This window comes from Pseudomonas sp. BF-RE-25 (assembly GCF_019956105.1).
Taxonomy (GTDB): Bacteria; Pseudomonadota; Gammaproteobacteria; order Pseudomonadales; family Pseudomonadaceae; genus Aquipseudomonas; species Aquipseudomonas migulae.
This window is the reverse complement of sequence record NZ_JAHBDB010000011.1, coordinates 230,771-249,472: the sequence shown is the minus strand read 5'-3', so window position 1 is coordinate 249,472 and position 18,702 is coordinate 230,771. Positions and strand designations below refer to the sequence as shown.

Below are 18,702 nucleotides of genomic sequence, written 5' to 3'. Positions count from 1 at the left end.
GCGATGGCGGTATCACAGACAACATCTTCGTTGAATGTGAGGACGCTATCGCCGGCAAGCCGGCTCCTACAGGGTGCGATGTGTGTTTACAGACCTAGGTCAGACAGCCCCGGATGATCATCCGGGCGACGCCCCAGCGGCCAGTGGAACTTGCGGTCGCTTTTCTTGATCGGCATGTCGTTGATGCAGGCGAACCGGTTGGCCATCAGGCCGTTCTCGTCGAACTGCCAGTTTTCGTTGCCGTAGGAACGGAACCAGTTGCCCGAGTCGTCGTGCCATTCATAGGCGTAGCGCACGGCGATGCGGTTGCCGGTGAACGCCCAGAGTTCCTTGATCAGTCGATAGTCCAGTTCCTTGGCCCATTTGCGCGTCAGGAAACCTTTGGCTTCTTCACGGTTGTAGGCGAATTCGGCGCGGTTGCGCCATTTGGTGTCCAGTGTGTAGGCCAGAGACACACGCTCTGCATCACGGGAGTTCCAGCCATCTTCGGCCAGGCGAACTTTTTCGATGGCCGATTCACGGGTAAACGGCGGCAATGGCGGACGAACTTCGGCGTTAGACATTTAAAGTCTCCCAATAATATTAAAGTTCAAGCAAGTTGTCGGGCTTGTTTAAAGTGTTACAGGTCCAATAACTTTCGCGCCATGCATTGCGCATTATCGGCGGCACTGTGATCACCCATGACAAGCGCCACGGTAATGGCGCCATCGATCAGGATCAGCAGCTGTTTGGCCAGCGTCTCCGGGTCGGTTGCGCCATGTTCGGTGCAGAGCTCGCGCACGTAGTCGAGCAGCTTCTGTTTGTGTTCTTTGGCGACCAGCCGGACCGGGTCTTGCGGGTCGCCGGTTTCACCGCTGGTGTTGATGAAAGCGCAGCCACGGAAGCCTTCGGAGGCAAACCAGGCCTTGAGCACGGTAAACAGGTTGAGCAGCCCGTCGGCCGGGGTTTCGGCCTGGTCGACGGCGCTTCTGTACCAGAGCATCCAGCGCACGTCGCGGCGTTGCAGGGCGGCGACGGTCAACTCCTCCTTGTTGGCGAAGTAGCGGTAGATGCTTTTTCTGGAGACGCCGGCGGTTTTCACCAGAAGATCCATGCCCGTGGCAGCGATGCCACTTTTGTAGATCAACTTTTCGGTGACATCCAGAATGATGTCGCGTGTGTCGTTGCTAGTGATTTCGTTCATGCGGCGTACAGTAGAACGATCGTTCTCCTTGGTCAAATATTATTTTGTGCTGACCATGAAATCGCCTTCGCGGGCAAGCCTCGCTCCTACAGAGGTGTAGGAGCGAGGCTTGCCCGCGAAGGGGTCATTACAGACCGTAACAAGACCCAAACCCCTCCATGGTGTAAGCTCTCAACCTCTCCGGATTCGACCCATTGCGAGCCCTATGCCGTCGCTTTTCAAACGCTCTCTGCTGCCCAAACTGCGCAGTTTTCCGCTGACCGCCGATGCCGTCACCATCCTCTCTGGCGCTGCCGAATTCCGTCGCTGCCTGTTGGAAAAAATTGCCCAGGCGACCCGGCGCATCTATATCGTCGCGCTGTACCTGCAGCAGGATGAAGCCGGCCAGGAAATTCTCGATGCCTTGCACGCCGCCAAACTGGCGCGTCCGGAACTGGACGTGGTGGTGGTCGTCGATTGGCTGCGCGCCCAGCGTGGCTTGATCGGTGCCGGCAAACAGCCGGGCAATTCGGCGTGGTATCAGGAAACCACCCGAACCCACGCCAGCGTGGTCCCGGTGTACGGTGTGCCGGTGCAGACCCGCGAGCTGTTCGGCGTGCTGCATTTGAAGGGATTCGTGATTGATGACTGCGTGATCTACAGCGGTGCGAGCCTGAACAACGTTTATCTGCACAAATTCGACAAATACCGCTACGACCGTTATCACCTGCTGCACAACGGCGCCCTGGCCGATTCGATGCAGCACCTGGTTCAGCACGGCCTGGTCGCCTCGAAAGCGGTGCATCGCCTCGATTTGCCGAACCTGCCGACCACCCGCAGCTTGCGCCACGACATCGGCGACCTGCGCAGCCGCCTGAAACATGCGGCGTACGACACCACGACGGGCAGCACGGTTAAAGACGTTTTGTCTGTCAGCCCATTGCTTGGTGTCGGCAAGAACAACCCGTTGAGCCGGGTGATCTGCGAGTTGATCGCCAGCGCCCGGCACCAACTGACGATTTGCACGCCGTATTTCAACCTGCCGTTGGCGGTGACCCGGGAGATCAACCGGGCATTGGCCCGGGGTGTGAAGATCGACATCGTGGTCGGCGACAAAACCGCCAACGACTTCTACATCCCGCCGAGCGAGCCGTTCAAGGTGATCTCGGCGTTGCCGTACCTCTACGAGATCAGCCTGCGGCGTTTCGCCAAACGTCATCAACGCAACGTCGACAGCGGCCAGTTGAACCTGCACCTGTGGAAGGACGGCGATAACACCTATCACCTTAAAGGCATGTGGGTCGATCAGCGTTACACCATGCTGACCGGCAACAACCTCAATCCGCGCGCATTCCGTCTCGACCTGGAAAACGCGCTGCTGATTGATGACCCCAAAGGTGAATTGCTGGAGCCGCGTCGCAGTGAGCTGGCGGAGATTTTCCAGCACACCACGCGTATCGAGCGTTATCAGGACTTGCAAACCCTGCCGGATTACCCGGCGGGCGTGGCCAAGTTCCTCAAGCGTGTCAGTCGTGTGCGCATTGAACGCTTGCTCTATCGCATCCTATAAAGCCTGACGCTGCCGGGGCCCTGGCCACAGGGCCACCAGCAGCAACAACGCCGCCGCCACCAGATACGGCAAACGCGGTTCGATGCCGTAGATCAGCGTGGCGGTCAACGGCCCGATCACCACACCGAACCCTTGGGCGGCGCCGATGGAACCTGCGGTCGCGCCTTGCTCCGAGGCCTCGACCGCATTGGCGGCAAGCGCGGCGAAGGACGGGAAAATCAGGCCCATGCCGCTCGCCGAGACAAAGAATCCCAGCCATAACCCCCACGCCGAATCGACCATGATGCTGCCGGAAAACCCCAGCGCAGCGACCATCGCGCCGACCCGGATCAGCCGTAGCGGCGGCCATTCCAGTCGACGCACAACCAGCTGCGAACAGATCAACGCGAAGCCGACCATGGTCAGGGCGATACCGGCCGTTTGCGCGGCGTCGGCCGGGCTCATGCCCAGTCGATCGATGGCGAAGAAGCCAACGGTGATCTGCGCAACAGAAACGCACAGCATCGCCACGAACGCGACCGCCATGGGCCGGCGCAGCCGTGGATCGTTGAGGTGCACCTTGCGCGGCGCCTGACGCAAGTGCAATTCCTGAGCCTTGAGCTTGTAACGCAGCACCAGGAACGCCAACAACGGTAGAAACGCCATGGCGTAGAAAGGCAGGCTCAGGCTGTATCGGGACAGCAACGCCGCTATCGCCGGGCCGATCACCAGCCCGCAGGCGTTGGCAGCGCCCAATGCGGCCATGGCTTTGGCGCGGTGTTGCGGTTCGACGTTGTCGGCAATCAATGCATTGCAGCCGACCGGGATCGCCGCATAAAACACGCCGATCAGCCCGCGTCCGAGCATCAGCCCGATAAACGCCAGCGCCGCTGAAGGCAGGAATCGCAACGACGTGTCGATGAACAGGCACAAGGCCCAATAGGCGAGGGTGAATCCCGCAGTGCCGAGCAACAGAATGCGTCGTCGTCCGAAGCGGTCGCTGGCCTGACCCCATGGACGCGCCAGCACCATCCAGATCACCCCGGACACCGTCACCGCCGCACCGGCCTGCCAGGTAGCCAGGCCCAAGACCCGGGCGATGGGCCCGATCAAAGAAACGAACGCCATCATTGCCATGGTGCAGGCCATGTTGGCGACCATGAGCGGGCGCAGGTCGAAGGTTGAAGCGGACATGGGTGAGTCTTCCGTGAGCTTTTATTATTGGCGGGGGATGTTAGCGCGGCCTGTGCGATCCATCAGGAAAATATATCGTCACTGAAAATGCCATCGCGCAAGCCCGCTCCCACAGGGAGTGTGGTGACTTCACTAATCGTGCAGACAAAAAAAGCCCCGCGACCGAAAGAGGTGCAGGGCTAAAAAACTGGTTGGTTGCGACCAGCCAAAAGAGCTCTATAACGTGTTACTTGCTGGCGACCGTCTCTGGTTGCCAACCGCCACCCAGGGCCTTGTAGATCGCGACGATGCCGCGATACAGATCGACTTCGGCCTGGGCCTGAGTGTCTTCCGCCGCCAGACGTTCGCGTTGGGCATCGAGCAGGACAAGGAAGTCCGCCGTACCTTCGCGGTAGCGAATTTCAGCCAGGTCGGCTGCCGCGCGGCTTGATTCACTCTGACGAATCAGCGAAATCAGGCGTTGCTGGCGTTTGCCGTAATCACTGAAAGCGTTTTCCGATTCTTCCAGGGCCAGCAGCACTTGTTGCTCGTAGGTCGCCAAGGCGCCTTCGGCATCCGCGTCGGCACCGCGGATACGGGCTCGAACACTGCCCAGGTCAAACGCCGCCCAAGTGATACTTGGGCCCAGCGCCCAGGCGTTGGCCGCCGAGGAACCGATCTGCGAACCACGTCCGGCGGTCCAGCCGAGGAAGCCGCTGAGGCTGACCCGCGGGAACAGGTCCGCCTTGGCCACGCCGATACGTGCCGTGGCCGAAGCCAGTTTGCGCTCGGCGCTGAGAACGTCCGGACGACGTTGCAGCAGTTCGCCCGGATCACCGATCGGCAGTGCCTTGGCAATCGCCGGCAAGTCTTTCGGGCTCAGGTCCACGGTCAATTTGTCCGGACGCTCACCCAACAAGGTGGCGATACGGTTTTTCTGCCGAACCTGCTCGGCCTGCAATTGCGGCACGCTGGCTTCGACAGACGCCAGGCGTGCGTCGGCGCGGACCACATCGAGCTGATCGCCGACGCCGGCATCGCGCAGGCTTTCGGTGATCTTGCGCGACTCCTGCTGGTTGTTGAGGTTGGCCAGGGCAATTTTTTCCCGCAGTTGCGCACCGCGCAGTTGACCGTAGGCATCCACCAACTCGGCAATCATGGTGACTTGCAGTTGGTACAGATCCGCTTCGGCCGCTTGCTGTTCGGCGTCGCTGGATTCCAGGTTGCGCTGGATGCGACCAAACAGGTCCAGTTCCCAGGCCATGTCCAGACCCAGGTCATAGCGTTCGCTATTGACCCGTTTGGTGGTCTGGCCCGGAATCTGGCCTTTGCCCAGATCACTGCTGACGCGGCTGGTGATGGTCGGCATGGCGTCATTGCTGACGTCATCGCGGATCGCCCGGGCCGACTTCCAGCGAGCGAAGGCGACGCGCAAATCTCGGTTACCTTGCAGCGATTGCGTCACCAACTGGTTGAGGGTCGGGTCTTCAAACTGCTGCCACCAGATGCCTTCGAAACGCGAGCGGTCGAAGTTTTTCTGACCGGCAGCGCCATCGGTGGCGGTGGTGATGTTGGCCGGTTCAGTGGCCGGGGTCTTGTAGTCCGGGCCGACGGCACAGGCGCTCAGGGCCAGTACCAGCAGGCTCGGCAGGAAGGCTTTCAGGCTCATTGTTGCGCCTCCAGTTTCAGGGCTTTGGCCGCTTTGCGCTGCTCGCCGCGTTCCACGAAATTACGGATCAACACGTAGAACACCGGCGTCAGCAACAGGCCAAAGAAGGTCACCCCGAGCATCCCGGAGAACACCGCCACACCCATGGCGTGACGCATTTCGGCACCGGCACCGCTGGAGAACACCAGTGGCACCACACCCATGATGAACGCGAAGGAGGTCATCAGGATCGGCCGCAGACGCAGGCGGCAAGCTTCAAGCACCGCAGCCAGCGGGTTCATGCCTTCTTCCTGTTTATCCTTGGCGAACTCGACGATCAAAATCGCGTTCTTACAGGCAAGTCCCACCAGTACGATCAAGCCGATCTGGGTGAAGATGTTGTTGTCGCCTCCCGAAGCAATCACACCGGTGATGGCCGACAGCAGGGTCATCGGTACGATCAGGATTACCGCCAGTGGCAGGCTCCAGCTTTCGTACTGCGCCGCGAGTACCAGGAATGCCAGCAATACGCAGAGCGGGAACACGAACAGTGCGGTGTTGCCGGACAGAATCTGCTGGTAGGTCAGGTCGGTCCATTCGTAGGTCATGCCGTTCGGAAGTTCTTCCTTGAGCAGTTTCTCGATGGCTTTTTCGGCTTGGCCAGAGCTGTAGCCTGGGGCTGCCGCACCGTTGATTTCAGCGGTGATAAAGCCGTTGTAGTGCATCACGCGATCCGGGCCCGAGGTGTCGCTGACCTTGATGAAGGTCGCCAGCGGGATCATCTCGCCTTTGTTGTTACGTACTTTCAGCTGACCGATCTGGTCCGGTTCGAGGCGGAACTGCTGCTCGGCCTGGACGTTGACCTGATAGGTACGACCGAAGCGGTTGAAGTCGTTGGCATACAGCGAACCCAGGTAGATCTGCAGGGTGTCGAAGATGTCGCTGACGGCCACGCCGTGAGTCTTGGCTTTTTCCCGGTCAATGGCGGCATCGACTTGCGGCACGTTCACCGTGTAGCTGGTGAACAGGCCTGCCAGTTCCGGCACACCGTGGCTCTTGGTGATGATGTTCATGGTTTCTTTGTACAGCTCGTCGTAGCCCAGGTTGCCCCGGTCTTCGATCTGCAGGCGGAAACCACCGATGGTGCCAAGGCCTTGTACCGGCGGCGGCGGGAAGATCGCCATGTAGGCTTCCTGAATCCCGGCGAACTGGCCGTTCAATGCACCGGCAATCGCACCGGCGGACATGCTCGGGTCTTTACGCTCGTCGAACGGTTTCAGGGTCACGAACACGATGCCGGCGTTAGGGCTGTTGGTGAAACCATTGATGGACAGGCCCGGGAACGCTACCGCACTTTCCACGCCAGGCTGTTTCAGGGCCAGGTCGGACATGCGTTTGATCACGTCTTCGGTACGGTCCAGGCTGGAAGCGTCCGGCAATTGCGCGAAAGCCACCAGGTATTGCTTGTCCTGGCCGGGTACGAAACCGGTCGGGGTGCTGGAGAAACCGAAGAACGTCAGTACCATCAAGCCCGCATACAACAGCAGGGCAATGCCGCTGCTGCGGATAACCCGGCCGACGGTGCCGACATAACTGTGGCTGGCCTTGTCGAAGAAGCGGTTGAACGGACGGAACAACCAGCCACCGAAGATCTTGTCCAGGACCTTGGAGAAACGGTCTTTCGGCGCGTCATGGCTTTTGAGCAACACGGCGGCCAATGCCGGCGACAGGGTCAGCGAGTTGAAGGCCGAGATCACTGTCGAGATCGCGATGGTCAGGGCGAACTGTTTGTAGAACTGCCCGGTCAACCCGGAGATGAACGCCGCCGGGATAAACACCGCACACAACACCAGCGCCGTGGCGATGATCGGGCCCGTTACTTCACGCATGGCGCGCTTGGTCGCTTCGACCGGCGTCAGCCCGAGTCCGATGTTTCGCTCGACGTTTTCCACCACCACGATGGCGTCGTCCACCACGATACCGATGGCCAATACCAGGCCGAACAGCGACAAGGCGTTCAGCGAGAAGCCGAACAAGTGCATCACTGCAAATGTACCGATCAACGAAACCGGAACCGCCACCAGCGGAATGATCGAGGCACGCCAGGTTTGCAGGAACAGGATCACGACCAGAACCACGAGGATCAGTGCTTCGAAGAGGGTGTGAACCACCGCTTCGATGGAGCCGCGCACGAAGATCGTAGGGTCATAAACGATGCTGAAATCCATGCCTTCCGGGAAGCTCTTCTTCAGCTCCGCCATCTTGTCGCGCACTTCGTTGGAGATTTCGATCGCGTTGGAACCAGGACGCTGGAAGATCGGGATCGCCACAGCCGGCTGGTTGTTCAGCAAGGAACGCAGGGCGTATTGGCTGGAACCCAGCTCGACGCGCGCGATGTCTTTCAGACGGGTGATTTCACCGTTGTCGCCGGAGCGAATGATGATGTTCTCGAACTCTTCTTCGGAAACCAGACGACCCTGAGTGTTGACCGACAGCTGGAACGCGGTGGCATTCGGCGCAGGCGGGGCACCCAAGGCACCGGCAGCGACTTGACGGTTTTGTTCGCGGATCGCGGTTACCACATCGGTCGCGGTCAGATTGCGCGAAGCGGTCTTGTTCGGATCGAGCCATACCCGCAGCGAGTAGTCGCCCATACCAAACAGCTGCACGTCACCGACACCGCCCAGACGCGCCAGCTCATCCTTGATGTTGAGCAAGGCGTAGTTGGACAGGTAGAGCATGTCGTAGCGTTTGTCCGGCGAGGTCAAGTGCACGACCATGGTCAGGTCGGGCGATGCCTTGTCCACGGTGATACCGATGCGCGTCACTTCTTCTGGAAGTTTCGGCTCTGTCCGGGTCACGCGGTTCTGCACCTGCACCTGGGCGTTGTCCAGGTCGGTGCCCAGCGCGAAGGTGATGGTCAGGGTGATCTTGCCGTCAGCGGTGGACTGCGAGGACATGTACAACATGTTCTCGACGCCGGTGATGGCTTGCTCCAGAGGAGCGGCCACGGTTTCACCGATGACTTTTGGGTTGGCGCCCGGGAAGTTGGCACGGACCACAACGGTCGGTGGCACGACTTCCGGGTATTCGCTGATCGGCAACTGGAACAGCGAGATGGCACCGGCGATCAGGATCAGCAGCGACAGCACCGCTGCAAAGATCGGCCGTGAAATGAAGAATTGGGAAAAATTCATCGGAGTCGTTATCCCTTAACCGCGTGGGGTTGCAGCAGCCAGTTTCACAACCGAACCCGGCGCGACCTTGGCAGGTGCGACTTGGGGCAGGTTGCTGGCTTCCAGCGCTTGTCGTTGTTGTGCGAGTGCCGCGAGGGTTTGTTCGCTGGCCATCGGGATCACTTCAGGGGTGACTGGCGAACCGGGACGTACCCGTTGCAGGCCCTTGACGATGATCGTGTCGTCCTTGTTCAGGCCGTTGCGCACGATGCGCAGCCCTTCGATTTTCGGACCCAGTTCCACTGCGCGGTAGGCGGTTTTGTTGTCCGCATCCATCACCAGCACGAACTTTTTACCGAGGTCAGTACCGACCGCTTCATCGTTGATCAACACGGCGGAGTAGGTGCCGCTGCCGACCAGTTTCAGACGCGCATAAAGGCCCGGGGTGTAAGCGCCGTCGCTGTTGTCGAACACGGCGCGGCCACGGATGGTGCCGGTTTTCGGGTTGACCTGGTTGTCGACGAAGTTCATCACGCCCTGGTGCGGGTTGCCGTCTTCGTTGGACAGGCCGAGGTAAACCGGAGTGGTTGCACCACGTTTGCCCTGGCGAGCGAGTTGGGTGTATTTGAGGAACACACGCTCGTCAGCGTCGAAGTAGGCGTAGACCTTGTCGGTCGACACGACGCTGGTCAGCGCGGTGGTATCGGCGGTCACCAGGTTGCCGGCGGTGATTTCGGCACGGCTGACACGGCCGCTGATCGGTGCGGTGACGCGGGTGAAGCTCAGGTTCAGTTTCGCCAGGTCCAGTTGTGCCTGAAGGGCTCCGACCGCAGCGCGGGCTTCTTGTGCGGCACTCGTGCGCGAATCGGCCAGCTCGGCGGAAATCGCGTTGCTGGTACGCAGACGCTCACCGCGCTGGGCTTCGTTTTCGCTACGGGTCGCATTGGCGCGCGACTGAGCGACCAGCGCTTCGAGACGGCGGACCTCGGCCTGGAAGGGACGCGGGTCAATCTGGAACAGCAAGTCGCCTTTCTTGACCAGCGCGCCTTCGGTGAAGGCAACGTCATCGATCTGACCGGAGACCCGTGGACGAATCTCTACCGTTTCCGGCGCTTCAAGGCGCCCGGTGAATTCGTCCCACTCATTGACCGGTTGTTCCAGCACCTTGGCGACACTGACTTTCGCCGCAGGCATGGTCGCGGCAGACTCCGGAGCCTTGCCGCAAGCGCTCATCACCACTACGGCCAGCAGGGCCAACGGGAAGCGCAAATGTTTGAGTGACTGTTCCATGGATGCATCCGCCAATGTATTGAGATGGGCGGATGATGCTCGGCGGGGGTGGTATCGCACGAATCGAATGAAGCGAAGGTAACTATCATTCGGAATGATATAAGCGCCGTGCGAGCCCTCTAGCATGCACCTCGGGTTGGAGCGCGATCAATGTGTTTGACGGCAATTCTGTGTTGCGGGGAATGCAAAGGACTGGCTTGAGAGAGAGTCGCTCCCTTCGCGGGCAAGCCTCGCTCCTACAGTTGATCGCATACTTCTGTAGGAGCGAGGCTTGCCCGCGAAGAGGCCATCGGCACCAACAGAAGATCAGGATCAGGCCAGACTATCCGGATCCCCAAAAAACATCTGAATCCGCGACCTCAACCAACGTTCACCCGGATCATTGTCCTGCGACCCACGCCACGCCATGTGCAATTCAAAGCTGCGCACCGGCAACGGCGGATCTTCCGCCCGCACACCACCTGCTGCCGTCAACGCGTCAGCCGTGTAATCCGGCACCGTCGCGACGATATCCGTCCCGCTGAGGAGCGTGCTGAGTCCGTTGAATTGCGGCACCGCGAGTACCACGTGACGTTTGCGCCCGAGTTTTTCCAGTTCTTCATCTATAAAGCCGCTCAGGTCACCGGCGAACGACACCAGCGCATGGGGGCGGGCGCAGAAATCATCGAGGCTCAACGGGCCCGGCACCGTATCGGCACGCAACAGTTTGGGCATGCTGCGGCGCAGCACTTTACGCTTGGCGTTGGCCGGCAGGTCGGCGGTGTAGCTGACGCCGATTGAAATCTCGCCCGAGGCCAGCAGGCTCGGCATCAGGATGTAGTTGGCCCGCCGCACCACCAGCACAATCCCGGGCGACTCGGCGCGCAGGCGCTTGAGCAGCATCGGCAACAAAGCGAACTCGACATCGTCCGACAGGCCGATGCGGAACACAGCGGTACTGGTCGCCGGGTCGAATTCCGCTGCGCGGCTGACGGCCGTGGAAATCGAGTCCAGGGCCGGGGAGAGCAGGGCGAAGATCTCCACCGCCCGCGCGGACGGTTCCATGCTGCGCCCGGTTCGCACGAACAATGGATCATCGAACAGCCCGCGCAGGCGCGAGAGCGCCGCACTGATCGCCGGCTGACCGAGGAACAATTTCTCCGCAGCGCGGGTCACACTGCGTTCGTGCATCAGTGTTTCGAAAACGATCAACAGGTTCAGGTCGACACGACGCAGGTCATTACGATTCATCTGGAGTCCTGGCAGAGTCATCAAGCTTGACGGGAGCAGCCATATGAGAACAATGGCCGGCATGAATATTACGGGGAAAGGCTGCTACTCTGCACCGAGTAATTCAGTTTTCCTACAAAGGCTGCTTCGGTTTCTTACGACATTTGAAGATGTCGCCGGCGCTGCGGAATCAATGACAGGCATGTCGACTATTAATAGCCACTGATAGTCTTGGGTAGAAAGCCCAGATAGAGTTCAGGGCATTAGAGGTTTCTTTGACGAGGTTTGCGATGTCCCGCACGATCCGTTTTCACAAGTTTGGTCCAGCCGAGGTGCTCAAATGCGAAGAGCATGCGGCCGCTCTCCCTGCACCGGGCGAAGTGCAGGTGCGCGTCGAGGCGATTGGCATCAGCTGGTACGACATACTCTGGCGCCAGAACCTGGCGTCCTCCCATGCTCGCTTGCCTTCAGGCCTTGGCCATGAAATGTCCGGCGTCGTGACGGCGGTTGGTGATGGCGTCGATGATCTGGCGGTTGGCGACAAGGTCGCCAGTTTCCCGGCTGAAAGTCCGAACGACTATCCCGTCTATGGCGAACAAATCGTTCTACCGCGCTCGGCACTGACCCGTTATCCGGACGTGCTGAGCCCGATTGAAGCGGCGGTGCATTACACGCCGCTGTTGATTGCTTACTTTGGTTATGCCGATCTGGCACGGGTCAAGCCTGGGCAATTTGCCCTGGTGACTGACGCGAGCCACTGCGCCGGGCCTTCATTCGTCCAATTGGGTAAAGCCTTGGGTGTACGGGTGATTGCCGCCACGAAAACGGCCGAAGAGCGTGAATACCTGCTGTCGCTGGGTGCCGAGAAAGTCATCGTCACCGAGGAAGAAGATCTGCTCATGCGGATCAACAAGATCACCGATAACCGCGGTGTCGATGTGGTGTTCGATGGCCTGGGCGGCCCGCAGATGTCGCTGCTCGGCGATGTGCTCGCGCCTCGCGGCAGCCTGGTGCTGTATGGCCTGCAAGGGGGTAACCAGACGCCATTCCCGGCCTGCGCAGCGTTCCAGAAGAACATTCAGTTCTTTGTACACTGCATCGGCAATTTCACCGGCAAGCCGGAGTTGGGCATCATCCAGGACCAGGCCGCACTGCAACGGGCCTTGCGCGACATCAACCAGATGACCGCCGATCGCGTGCTGCTGCCGCTCAAGACTCGGGTCTTCCCGTTTTCCGAGTTTGTCGAAGCACACCGCTACATGGACGAATGCCCATGCCGCGAGCGGGTCGCCCTTCAGGTCGAACCTGCGTAACAGCCCCTGAAAAAGTCCGTGCCTGCACGGACTTTTTTATTGCCCCTCGCAAAACATTGAGACGTCTCATCGATCTGTCGATGGGTCAGTTCAGCAACTGAACTGGTTTTTGCTCTCGATCTGTATCTTCTAATCAGCATCTAAGCCTTGATAATTGAATGATTACTTTCATCTCAAGGAATGAGTCATGTCTGGGTGTCAGGCTGATACTTTTCAACGCACATTGTTAATAGATATCCGACCAGCAGTAATTCTTTGCGCAGCTTTCAAAAAGATATATGCGGCTTCTATCTTTATTTCTTGTGCTACCTATCTGTGGGACGTTGTCGGACATTTCCTAGGATGTTCTGTTAAGTCGCCAGATGCAGGCGGTACGGGGCTTTTGCGCCATCCGGCTTCGGCGTATGCAGCGTCGGCGATCAACTATTTCAAATAATTACCAAAAGCATAAGTGCTAGCCTTTGACAATAATGTCCAGCACTTCATCCGTGTCAGACAATCCGCTGTGCAGTGCATATCGCTGTTTATGCAGTACTGAACTTACGAGCATCAGGTAAATAAAGATGACCCATATCCATGATCAGGCGATGAACTATGTCTATCAGCAAATGCTGCAACGCTTGCTGAGTTTTTTCTCTCGGGCCGAACGCACGGCATTGCAACTGATGATCCAGCGTCTGGTGGTCGCCGCGGGGGGCATGGAGCGCATTGGCGATTACAAGGTGCTGGCGATCCAGTCCGGCTCGCGGGACAGTTGTTACACCCTGGCGCTGCTGCGCGCCGCACAACTGAGCATTGCCGGCCGGGCGCCCGCCACGTTTCAGTTGCGTGTGGCCTCCCTGCGAATGAACGGTGCGAGCGCAATGGCTCAGGAAAACATCCATCGCAGCTACAGTTCGCTGTTTCTCTACGACGATCCGCGGGTCGAAGTGCTGATGGTGGATAACCGTGAAGTGTTGCCTTTCAGCCACCCGGCACCGATCTCCGATGCCGGTCGAGAAGCCAATCGGCTCAATGTGCTGATGGTGGGCCACCGTCGAACCTGGTACGGGCCAATCGATCTGTGGGACGACGGCTATCTGGCGACCGGCGAGTTCTATGGGCAGATCGCGCGCTGGGACGGTGGCGTCGATGCCTTGGTCAGCAGTGACACGTCACGTCAGCAAAAGCAGTTTCTCGAAGGCTTGAAGCGGGCGGCGGCAAAGGCCGGGCTCAAGACCTCCAGTCCGGTTGAAACAGGCTTTGATGAACTGTTCGCCTTGCTCGATGAGATCGGCAGTGACTGCTATCGCGCGTTTTATGCCGAACAGGGGCAGGCGGCATGGCGGCCGGCCGAGCGCTTCGAGGCCTGTCGCCGTACCACGTTCATCGACATTCAAGACATGCTGGTCAGCAACCTTGAAGAGCGCTGGCCGCTGCTCACTGAGTTTCTCGGTTTTCAACCTGACGAACTGGCGGCTCAGATCAGCGACAACGAATTCGTCAGCCTTTCGATATCCGCACACGTGCGGGGGCTGCAAGCGTGCTTTGTGCACGGTCGCAGCTATGAGGCGGGTGTCGCCGAATACTTGCAACGGGCATTAGTGATGATGCGCCGCAAGCGACTCCCGGAGCGTTTGTGCGAGCAAGCAGTGGCGGTCTTCGGTAACCCGGCGAGGCTGTCCGAACAGCGTGGGCTGGCCGCGGCCGAGGCGCAAAAAAGCCTCGGTTTGACCGAGGCTCAGCTGGTGTGCCTGCTCTTCGCACCCTTTGTCGAAAACGGTGCTGTCCTTGAGCGTTTTCTGCGTCAGTGTCATCCCGGAATGCTGGTGGCGATGCCTGATTTGCACCGGGCAATGCAGGGCAATCCGGTGTCGGAGCAGATTCTGCAATGGATGGTCGACGTCAGCGGGCTGCCCGTCGGCCTGCTCGGCACACTTTACCGGATGGGGCCGGTGCCGGGGGCCGAGGGCAGGGTGGTTGACCCGGATGCCGATGGCGTGGACCTGCCATCGGAAGGCGCCAACTTTGGCGATGATGCCGCGGTGGCGGGTGAAGGGTCAGCGGGACATTGAAAGGACCACGCGAGACCGACTTTGCTTATCAGGCGGTGTACCGATACCTGACGCACCTGATCAATGAACCGGTCAGCGACACGCGCGTGCGCCTGCCGTCGTTGCGTCAGTTGGCGGATCGTTTGAGCGTGTCGATCTCGACGATTCAGTACGCGTATTCGTTGCTGGAGAAAGAAGGGCGCGTGTATTCGGTCGCCAAATCCGGCTATTACGCGTTGCCGGTGTCCGCCATCAATGCACCCGGCAATGGCAATGACCTGCTCGAAAGCGTTTATTTCAGTGCCAGGTGCCCAGGCATGCTGGTGTTGAGCGCCGATGAACCGGCATTGTTGCAACCCCTCGACAGTCCGTTATTGCTGCTGGAACGGGAACTGCTGCGCCAGTATCCGCGCCAGCCGCAACCGCCTTCGCAACCCTGCGGCGAACTGGAACTGCGTACCGCCCTGGCCGCGCGTTACACCACAACGCCGGTACGCTGCTGGCATGCCGATGACGTTTACATTGGCGCCGACTTGCGCGGCGTCCTGGAAATACTGATCGCCGTGTTGAGCCTCAAAGACGCTGCGGTGGTCCTTGAGTCTCCGTGTGACTGGGCGATTCTGCGCTTGCTCCAGGCCGCCGATGTCCAGGTGATCGAGTTGCCGCTGCAAACCGATGGCGGGCTAGACGTCGAACAGCTCAAGGAGCTGCTGGAGACCCACCCGGTGCGGTTGGTCGTGCTGTCATCCGCTTTGAACATGCCGCAAGGCAGCCTCGCAGATGACGACAACCGGCGAGCCATTGCGCAGCTCCTCGAACGGCATGGCAGCTGGGTGCTGGAAAACGATTGCTACGGCGAACTCGAATTCGAACCGGGCGGCTTGCGGTTTCGTGATCTGCTCGACCCTGACCGGCTGATCGTGTTTTCCACGTTCGAGAAAATCATCGGCCCGGAAGCGCCCTACGGCTTTCTGTTGTCGCGGCATTTCAGCGCCGAATTGCAGCGGCACTTTTTACTGCGTGCCTTTCGCCTGTCGCCGATTCGCCAGAAAGCCATCGCTCGTTTGTACGGTAACGGACGGATCGACCAGCACCTTCATGTGCTGCGCAGGTTGCTCAAGGACCGCAAGGTGCAGATGACGCAGTTGTTGCAGGAACGCCTGGGCGACGCCTTGCATTTTGTCGAACCTCAGGGTGGGGCAACGATTTGGGTGCGCTCCCTGCGACAGGTCGATGTGCGGCGGGTGTTTCAGCGCCTGCTCAAGCATCAGGTGGTGATTGCGCCGGGCGAGCTGTTCAGTTTGCAGGGCCTGCACACGCAACACTTGCGCCTCAGTCATAGCTTTGGCGGTGATCATGATCTGGCCGCTGCACTGAGCCTGCTCGGCGATGCCTTGCGCCTGGAATCGGTAGATTGAGCATGTCCGCAAAACATCCTTTGCGTCCGTGGATCGATCCCATCGCGTTGCGGTCAAACTGCCAGTAAACTGCGTCCCTATTCCTGAACCACTCTATTCAGAGGTTTTGCATGACACTCAGTCCTTTTGCGGGCAAACCGGCACCGGCAGAGTTGTTGGTCGACATCCCGCGACTGGTAACGGCTTATTACACCGGCCAGCCCGATGCCGCGATCTCCACCCAGCGTGTCGCTTTTGGCACGTCCGGGCACCGAGGTAGCTCGTTCGACTTGAGTTTCAACGAATGGCACGTTCTGGCGATCAGCCAGGCGATCTGCCTGTACCGCGAAGCCCAGGGCATCGATGGTCCGCTGTTCGTCGGCATCGACACCCACGCGCTGTCCACCCCGGCGGGCGCCAGTGCCCTCGAAGTGCTGGCCGCCAACGGCGTGACGGTGATGATTGCCGAGGGTGACGAGTACACCCCGACACCAGCGATTTCCCACGCGATTCTCTGTTACAACCGTGGCCGCACCTCGGGCCTGGCAGACGGCATCGTCATCACGCCGTCCCATAACCCGCCGCAAAGCGGTGGCTACAAATACAACCCCACCAACGGTGGTCCGGCCGACACCCACATCACCAAGTGGATCGAAGCCAAGGCCAACGAGCTGCTGGGCAACAAGCTCGCCGGCGTCAAGCGCATCAGCTACGAGCAGGCGCTGAAGGCCAGCACCACGCACCGTCACGATTACCTCAACACCTATGTCGCCGACCTGATCAACGTGATCGACTTTGACGCCATTCGCAACGCCAAACTGCGTCTGGGCGTCGATCCGCTGGGCGGAGCAGGGGTGCGTTACTGGTCGGCGATTGCCGAGCATTACAAGCTGGATCTGGACGTGGTGAACACGCAGGTCGATCCGACCTTCCGCTTCATGACGGTCGACTGGGATGGCCAGATCCGCATGGACCCTTCGTCCAGCCATGCCATGCAAGGCCTGATCGGCCTGAAAGAGCGTTTTGACGTCGCGTTCGCCTGCGACCCGGATCACGATCGCCATGGCATCGTGACGCCGTCCGGCGGTTTGCTCGCGCCGAATAGCTATCTGGCAGTGTCCATCGACTACCTGTTCCAGAACCGCCCGCAATGGCGCGCCGATGCAGCCGTGGGTAAAACCGTGGTCAGCAGTGGCTTGATCGATCGCGTGGCCAAGCGTTTGGGTCGTCGTTTGTACGAAGTGCCGGTCGGTTTCAAATGGTTTGCGGACGGTCTGTTCGACGGCTCGCTGGGTTTTGGCGGCGAAGAAAGCGCCGGTGCCTCGTTCCTGCGCAAGGACGGTGGCGTGTGGAGCACTGACAAGGACGGTTTGATCCCGGCCCTGCTGGCTGCGGAAATGACCGCCCGCACCGGTCGCGACCCGAGCCAGGCCTATCGGGCGTTGACCGATGAACTGGGCGAACCGTTCTCGGTGCGGGTCGATGCCAAGGCCAATCCGGAGCAGAAGGCCTTGCTGAGCAAGCTGTCGCCGGAGCAGGTCACGTCGACCCGGCTTGCGGGCGAAGCGATCCAGAGCATCCTCAGCCACGCACCGGGTAATGACCAGGCGATCGGCGGTTTGAAAGTCATGACCGAAAACGGCTGGTTCGCGGCACGTCCGTCGGGTACCGAAGACATCTACAAGATCTACGCCGAGAGTTTCGTCAGTGACGAACACCTCAAGCAGTTGGTTGCCGAAGCTCAAACATTGGTGGATGGCGCTATTTCTGCGAAATAAGTGAAGGGCCCCTTCGCGGGCAAGCCTCGCTCCTACAGGTTCTTGTAGGAGCGAGGCTTGCCCGCGAAGGCGTCAGTAAAGCCATCGGCAAAAAAAAGGGGCAACTATGATAGTCGCCCCTTTTTTGCCCTGCATTTACCCAATCAAGCCAAGTCCACCAAAACAATCTCACTGTCTTCAATGGCCGTCACGCGCAACACCTGCTCATCAGCCACCGCAACACCATCTCGAGCTTGTGCTCGCAAGCCATTGACTTCAATCGCGCCCGTCGCCGGAACCAGGTAAGCGCGGCGGCCATTGTCCAGACGATACTCCGCAGACTCGCCAGCCTTCAGGTTCGCCGCAACCAGGCGTGCATCCGCACGGATCCGCAGGCTTTGATCGTCGCCGGCCTTGCCGCTGGCCAGGGTCACGAAGCCTTCGCGTTGGCCTTTAGGGAACGGTTTTGCGCCCCAGGACGGTGCCAGGCCTGTTTCGTTCGGGATGATCCAGATCTGGAAGATCCTGGTTTCAGTCGCTTCCAGGTTGTACTCACTGTGAGCGATCCCGGTGCCGGCGCTCATGACCTGCACATCGCCCGCTTCGGTACGGCCCTTGTTTCCGAGGTTGTCCTCGTGGGTAATCGCACCTTCACGGACATACGTGATGATTTCCATGTCCCGGTGCGGGTGTTTCGGGAAACCGGTACCCGAGGCGATCACGTCGTCGTTCCACACCCGCAGGTTGCCCCAGTTCATGCGTTTAGGGTCGTAGTATTCGGCGAACGAAAAGTGGTGATGAGCATCCAGCCAGCCATGGTGGGCGCCGCCCAGGGAGTTGAAGGGTCTGAGTTCGAGCATGATCGTCTCCTGAAAGGGGTGGTGAATGGCGAGCATCATCTATCAGGCACTGATCGATAAAAAGCGTAAAAAATGCCTCAATACAATCGAATAAACTGATATCAAATCACCTCGAAACATTCTCATCCAGCCTTC

Annotated in this window: 13 protein-coding genes; 5 read left to right on the top strand and 8 right to left on the bottom strand. The window is 59.6% G+C overall.

What is annotated here, in order from left to right:
• Window positions 1–86: 86 nt before the first annotated feature.
• Together KGB24_RS06775 and KGB24_RS06770 are read right to left on the bottom strand one after the other, a co-directional pair.
• The gene (locus KGB24_RS06775; protein ID WP_223414369.1) at window positions 87–563 is read right to left on the bottom strand and encodes a DUF1348 family protein; all 477 of its coding nucleotides are present in this window, start codon (window positions 561–563) and stop codon (window positions 87–89) included.
• 56 nt (window positions 564–619) lie between these two features.
• A complete protein-coding gene (locus tag KGB24_RS06770) occupies window positions 620–1,183 on the bottom strand; it encodes a TetR/AcrR family transcriptional regulator (protein ID WP_223414368.1) in 564 nt (187 codons plus the stop codon).
• 205 nt (window positions 1,184–1,388) lie between these two features.
• Between KGB24_RS06770 and pssA the strand changes: the two genes are divergently transcribed.
• Entirely contained in the window at window positions 1,389–2,732 is a 1,344-nt protein-coding gene (pssA, locus tag KGB24_RS06765) for a CDP-diacylglycerol--serine O-phosphatidyltransferase (protein WP_223414367.1), read from the top strand.
• Here the strand turns inward: pssA and KGB24_RS06760 are convergent.
• The 5 genes from KGB24_RS06760 to KGB24_RS06740 all read right to left on the bottom strand — a co-directional run bounded on the left by KGB24_RS06760 (window position 2,727) and on the right by KGB24_RS06740 (window position 11,228).
• Window positions 2,727–3,905 (bottom strand): MFS transporter, encoded by a 1,179-nt coding sequence (locus KGB24_RS06760; protein ID WP_223414365.1) that lies wholly within the window; start codon window positions 3,903–3,905, stop codon window positions 2,727–2,729. The two genes, pssA and KGB24_RS06760, sit on opposite strands and share 6 nt — an antisense overlap.
• A gap of 226 nt (window positions 3,906–4,131) precedes the next feature.
• On the bottom strand, window positions 4,132–5,553 hold the full coding sequence (locus KGB24_RS06755) for an efflux transporter outer membrane subunit (protein ID WP_223414364.1): 1,422 nt from the start codon (window positions 5,551–5,553) through the stop codon (window positions 4,132–4,134).
• Complete coding sequence (locus KGB24_RS06750; protein ID WP_008026283.1) at window positions 5,550–8,729, bottom strand: efflux RND transporter permease subunit; 3,180 nt, start codon at window positions 8,727–8,729, stop codon at window positions 5,550–5,552. The genes KGB24_RS06755 and KGB24_RS06750 overlap by 4 nt, the downstream gene beginning before the upstream one ends.
• 15 nt (window positions 8,730–8,744) lie before the next feature.
• Window positions 8,745–9,998, bottom strand: coding sequence for a multidrug efflux RND transporter periplasmic adaptor subunit MexE (gene mexE / locus KGB24_RS06745; RefSeq protein ID WP_008026285.1), 1,254 nt, complete (start codon window positions 9,996–9,998; stop codon window positions 8,745–8,747).
• A gap of 312 nt (window positions 9,999–10,310) precedes the next feature.
• A complete protein-coding gene (locus KGB24_RS06740; protein ID WP_008026287.1) occupies window positions 10,311–11,228 on the bottom strand; it encodes a LysR family transcriptional regulator in 918 nt (305 codons plus the stop codon).
• 269 nt (window positions 11,229–11,497) lie between these two features.
• Between KGB24_RS06740 and KGB24_RS06735 the strand changes: the two genes are divergently transcribed.
• From KGB24_RS06735 to pgm, 4 genes are all read left to right on the top strand, one after another.
• Window positions 11,498–12,520, top strand: a complete 1,023-nt coding sequence (locus KGB24_RS06735) for a zinc-dependent alcohol dehydrogenase family protein (protein ID WP_008026289.1) — start codon at window positions 11,498–11,500, stop codon at window positions 12,518–12,520.
• Window positions 12,521–13,083: 563 nt separating this feature from the next.
• Window positions 13,084–14,574, top strand: a complete 1,491-nt coding sequence (locus KGB24_RS06730; RefSeq protein ID WP_223414363.1) for a hypothetical protein — start codon at window positions 13,084–13,086, stop codon at window positions 14,572–14,574.
• Window positions 14,571–15,971: a PLP-dependent aminotransferase family protein gene (locus KGB24_RS06725; protein WP_223414362.1), complete on the top strand. Its 1,401-nt coding sequence runs from the start codon at window positions 14,571–14,573 to the stop codon at window positions 15,969–15,971. The genes KGB24_RS06730 and KGB24_RS06725 overlap by 4 nt, the downstream gene beginning before the upstream one ends.
• A gap of 110 nt (window positions 15,972–16,081) precedes the next feature.
• Window positions 16,082–17,728 carry a phosphoglucomutase (alpha-D-glucose-1,6-bisphosphate-dependent) gene (pgm, locus tag KGB24_RS06720; protein WP_223414361.1) on the top strand — a complete coding sequence of 549 codons (1,647 nt, stop codon included), beginning with the start codon at window positions 16,082–16,084 and terminating at the stop codon, window positions 17,726–17,728.
• A 143-nt stretch (window positions 17,729–17,871) separates the two neighbouring features.
• Here pgm and KGB24_RS06715 read toward each other — a convergent pair whose 3' ends face one another.
• Window positions 17,872–18,567 (bottom strand): pirin family protein, encoded by a 696-nt coding sequence (locus tag KGB24_RS06715; RefSeq protein ID WP_207284350.1) that lies wholly within the window; start codon window positions 18,565–18,567, stop codon window positions 17,872–17,874.
• Window positions 18,568–18,702 lie beyond the last annotated feature (135 nt).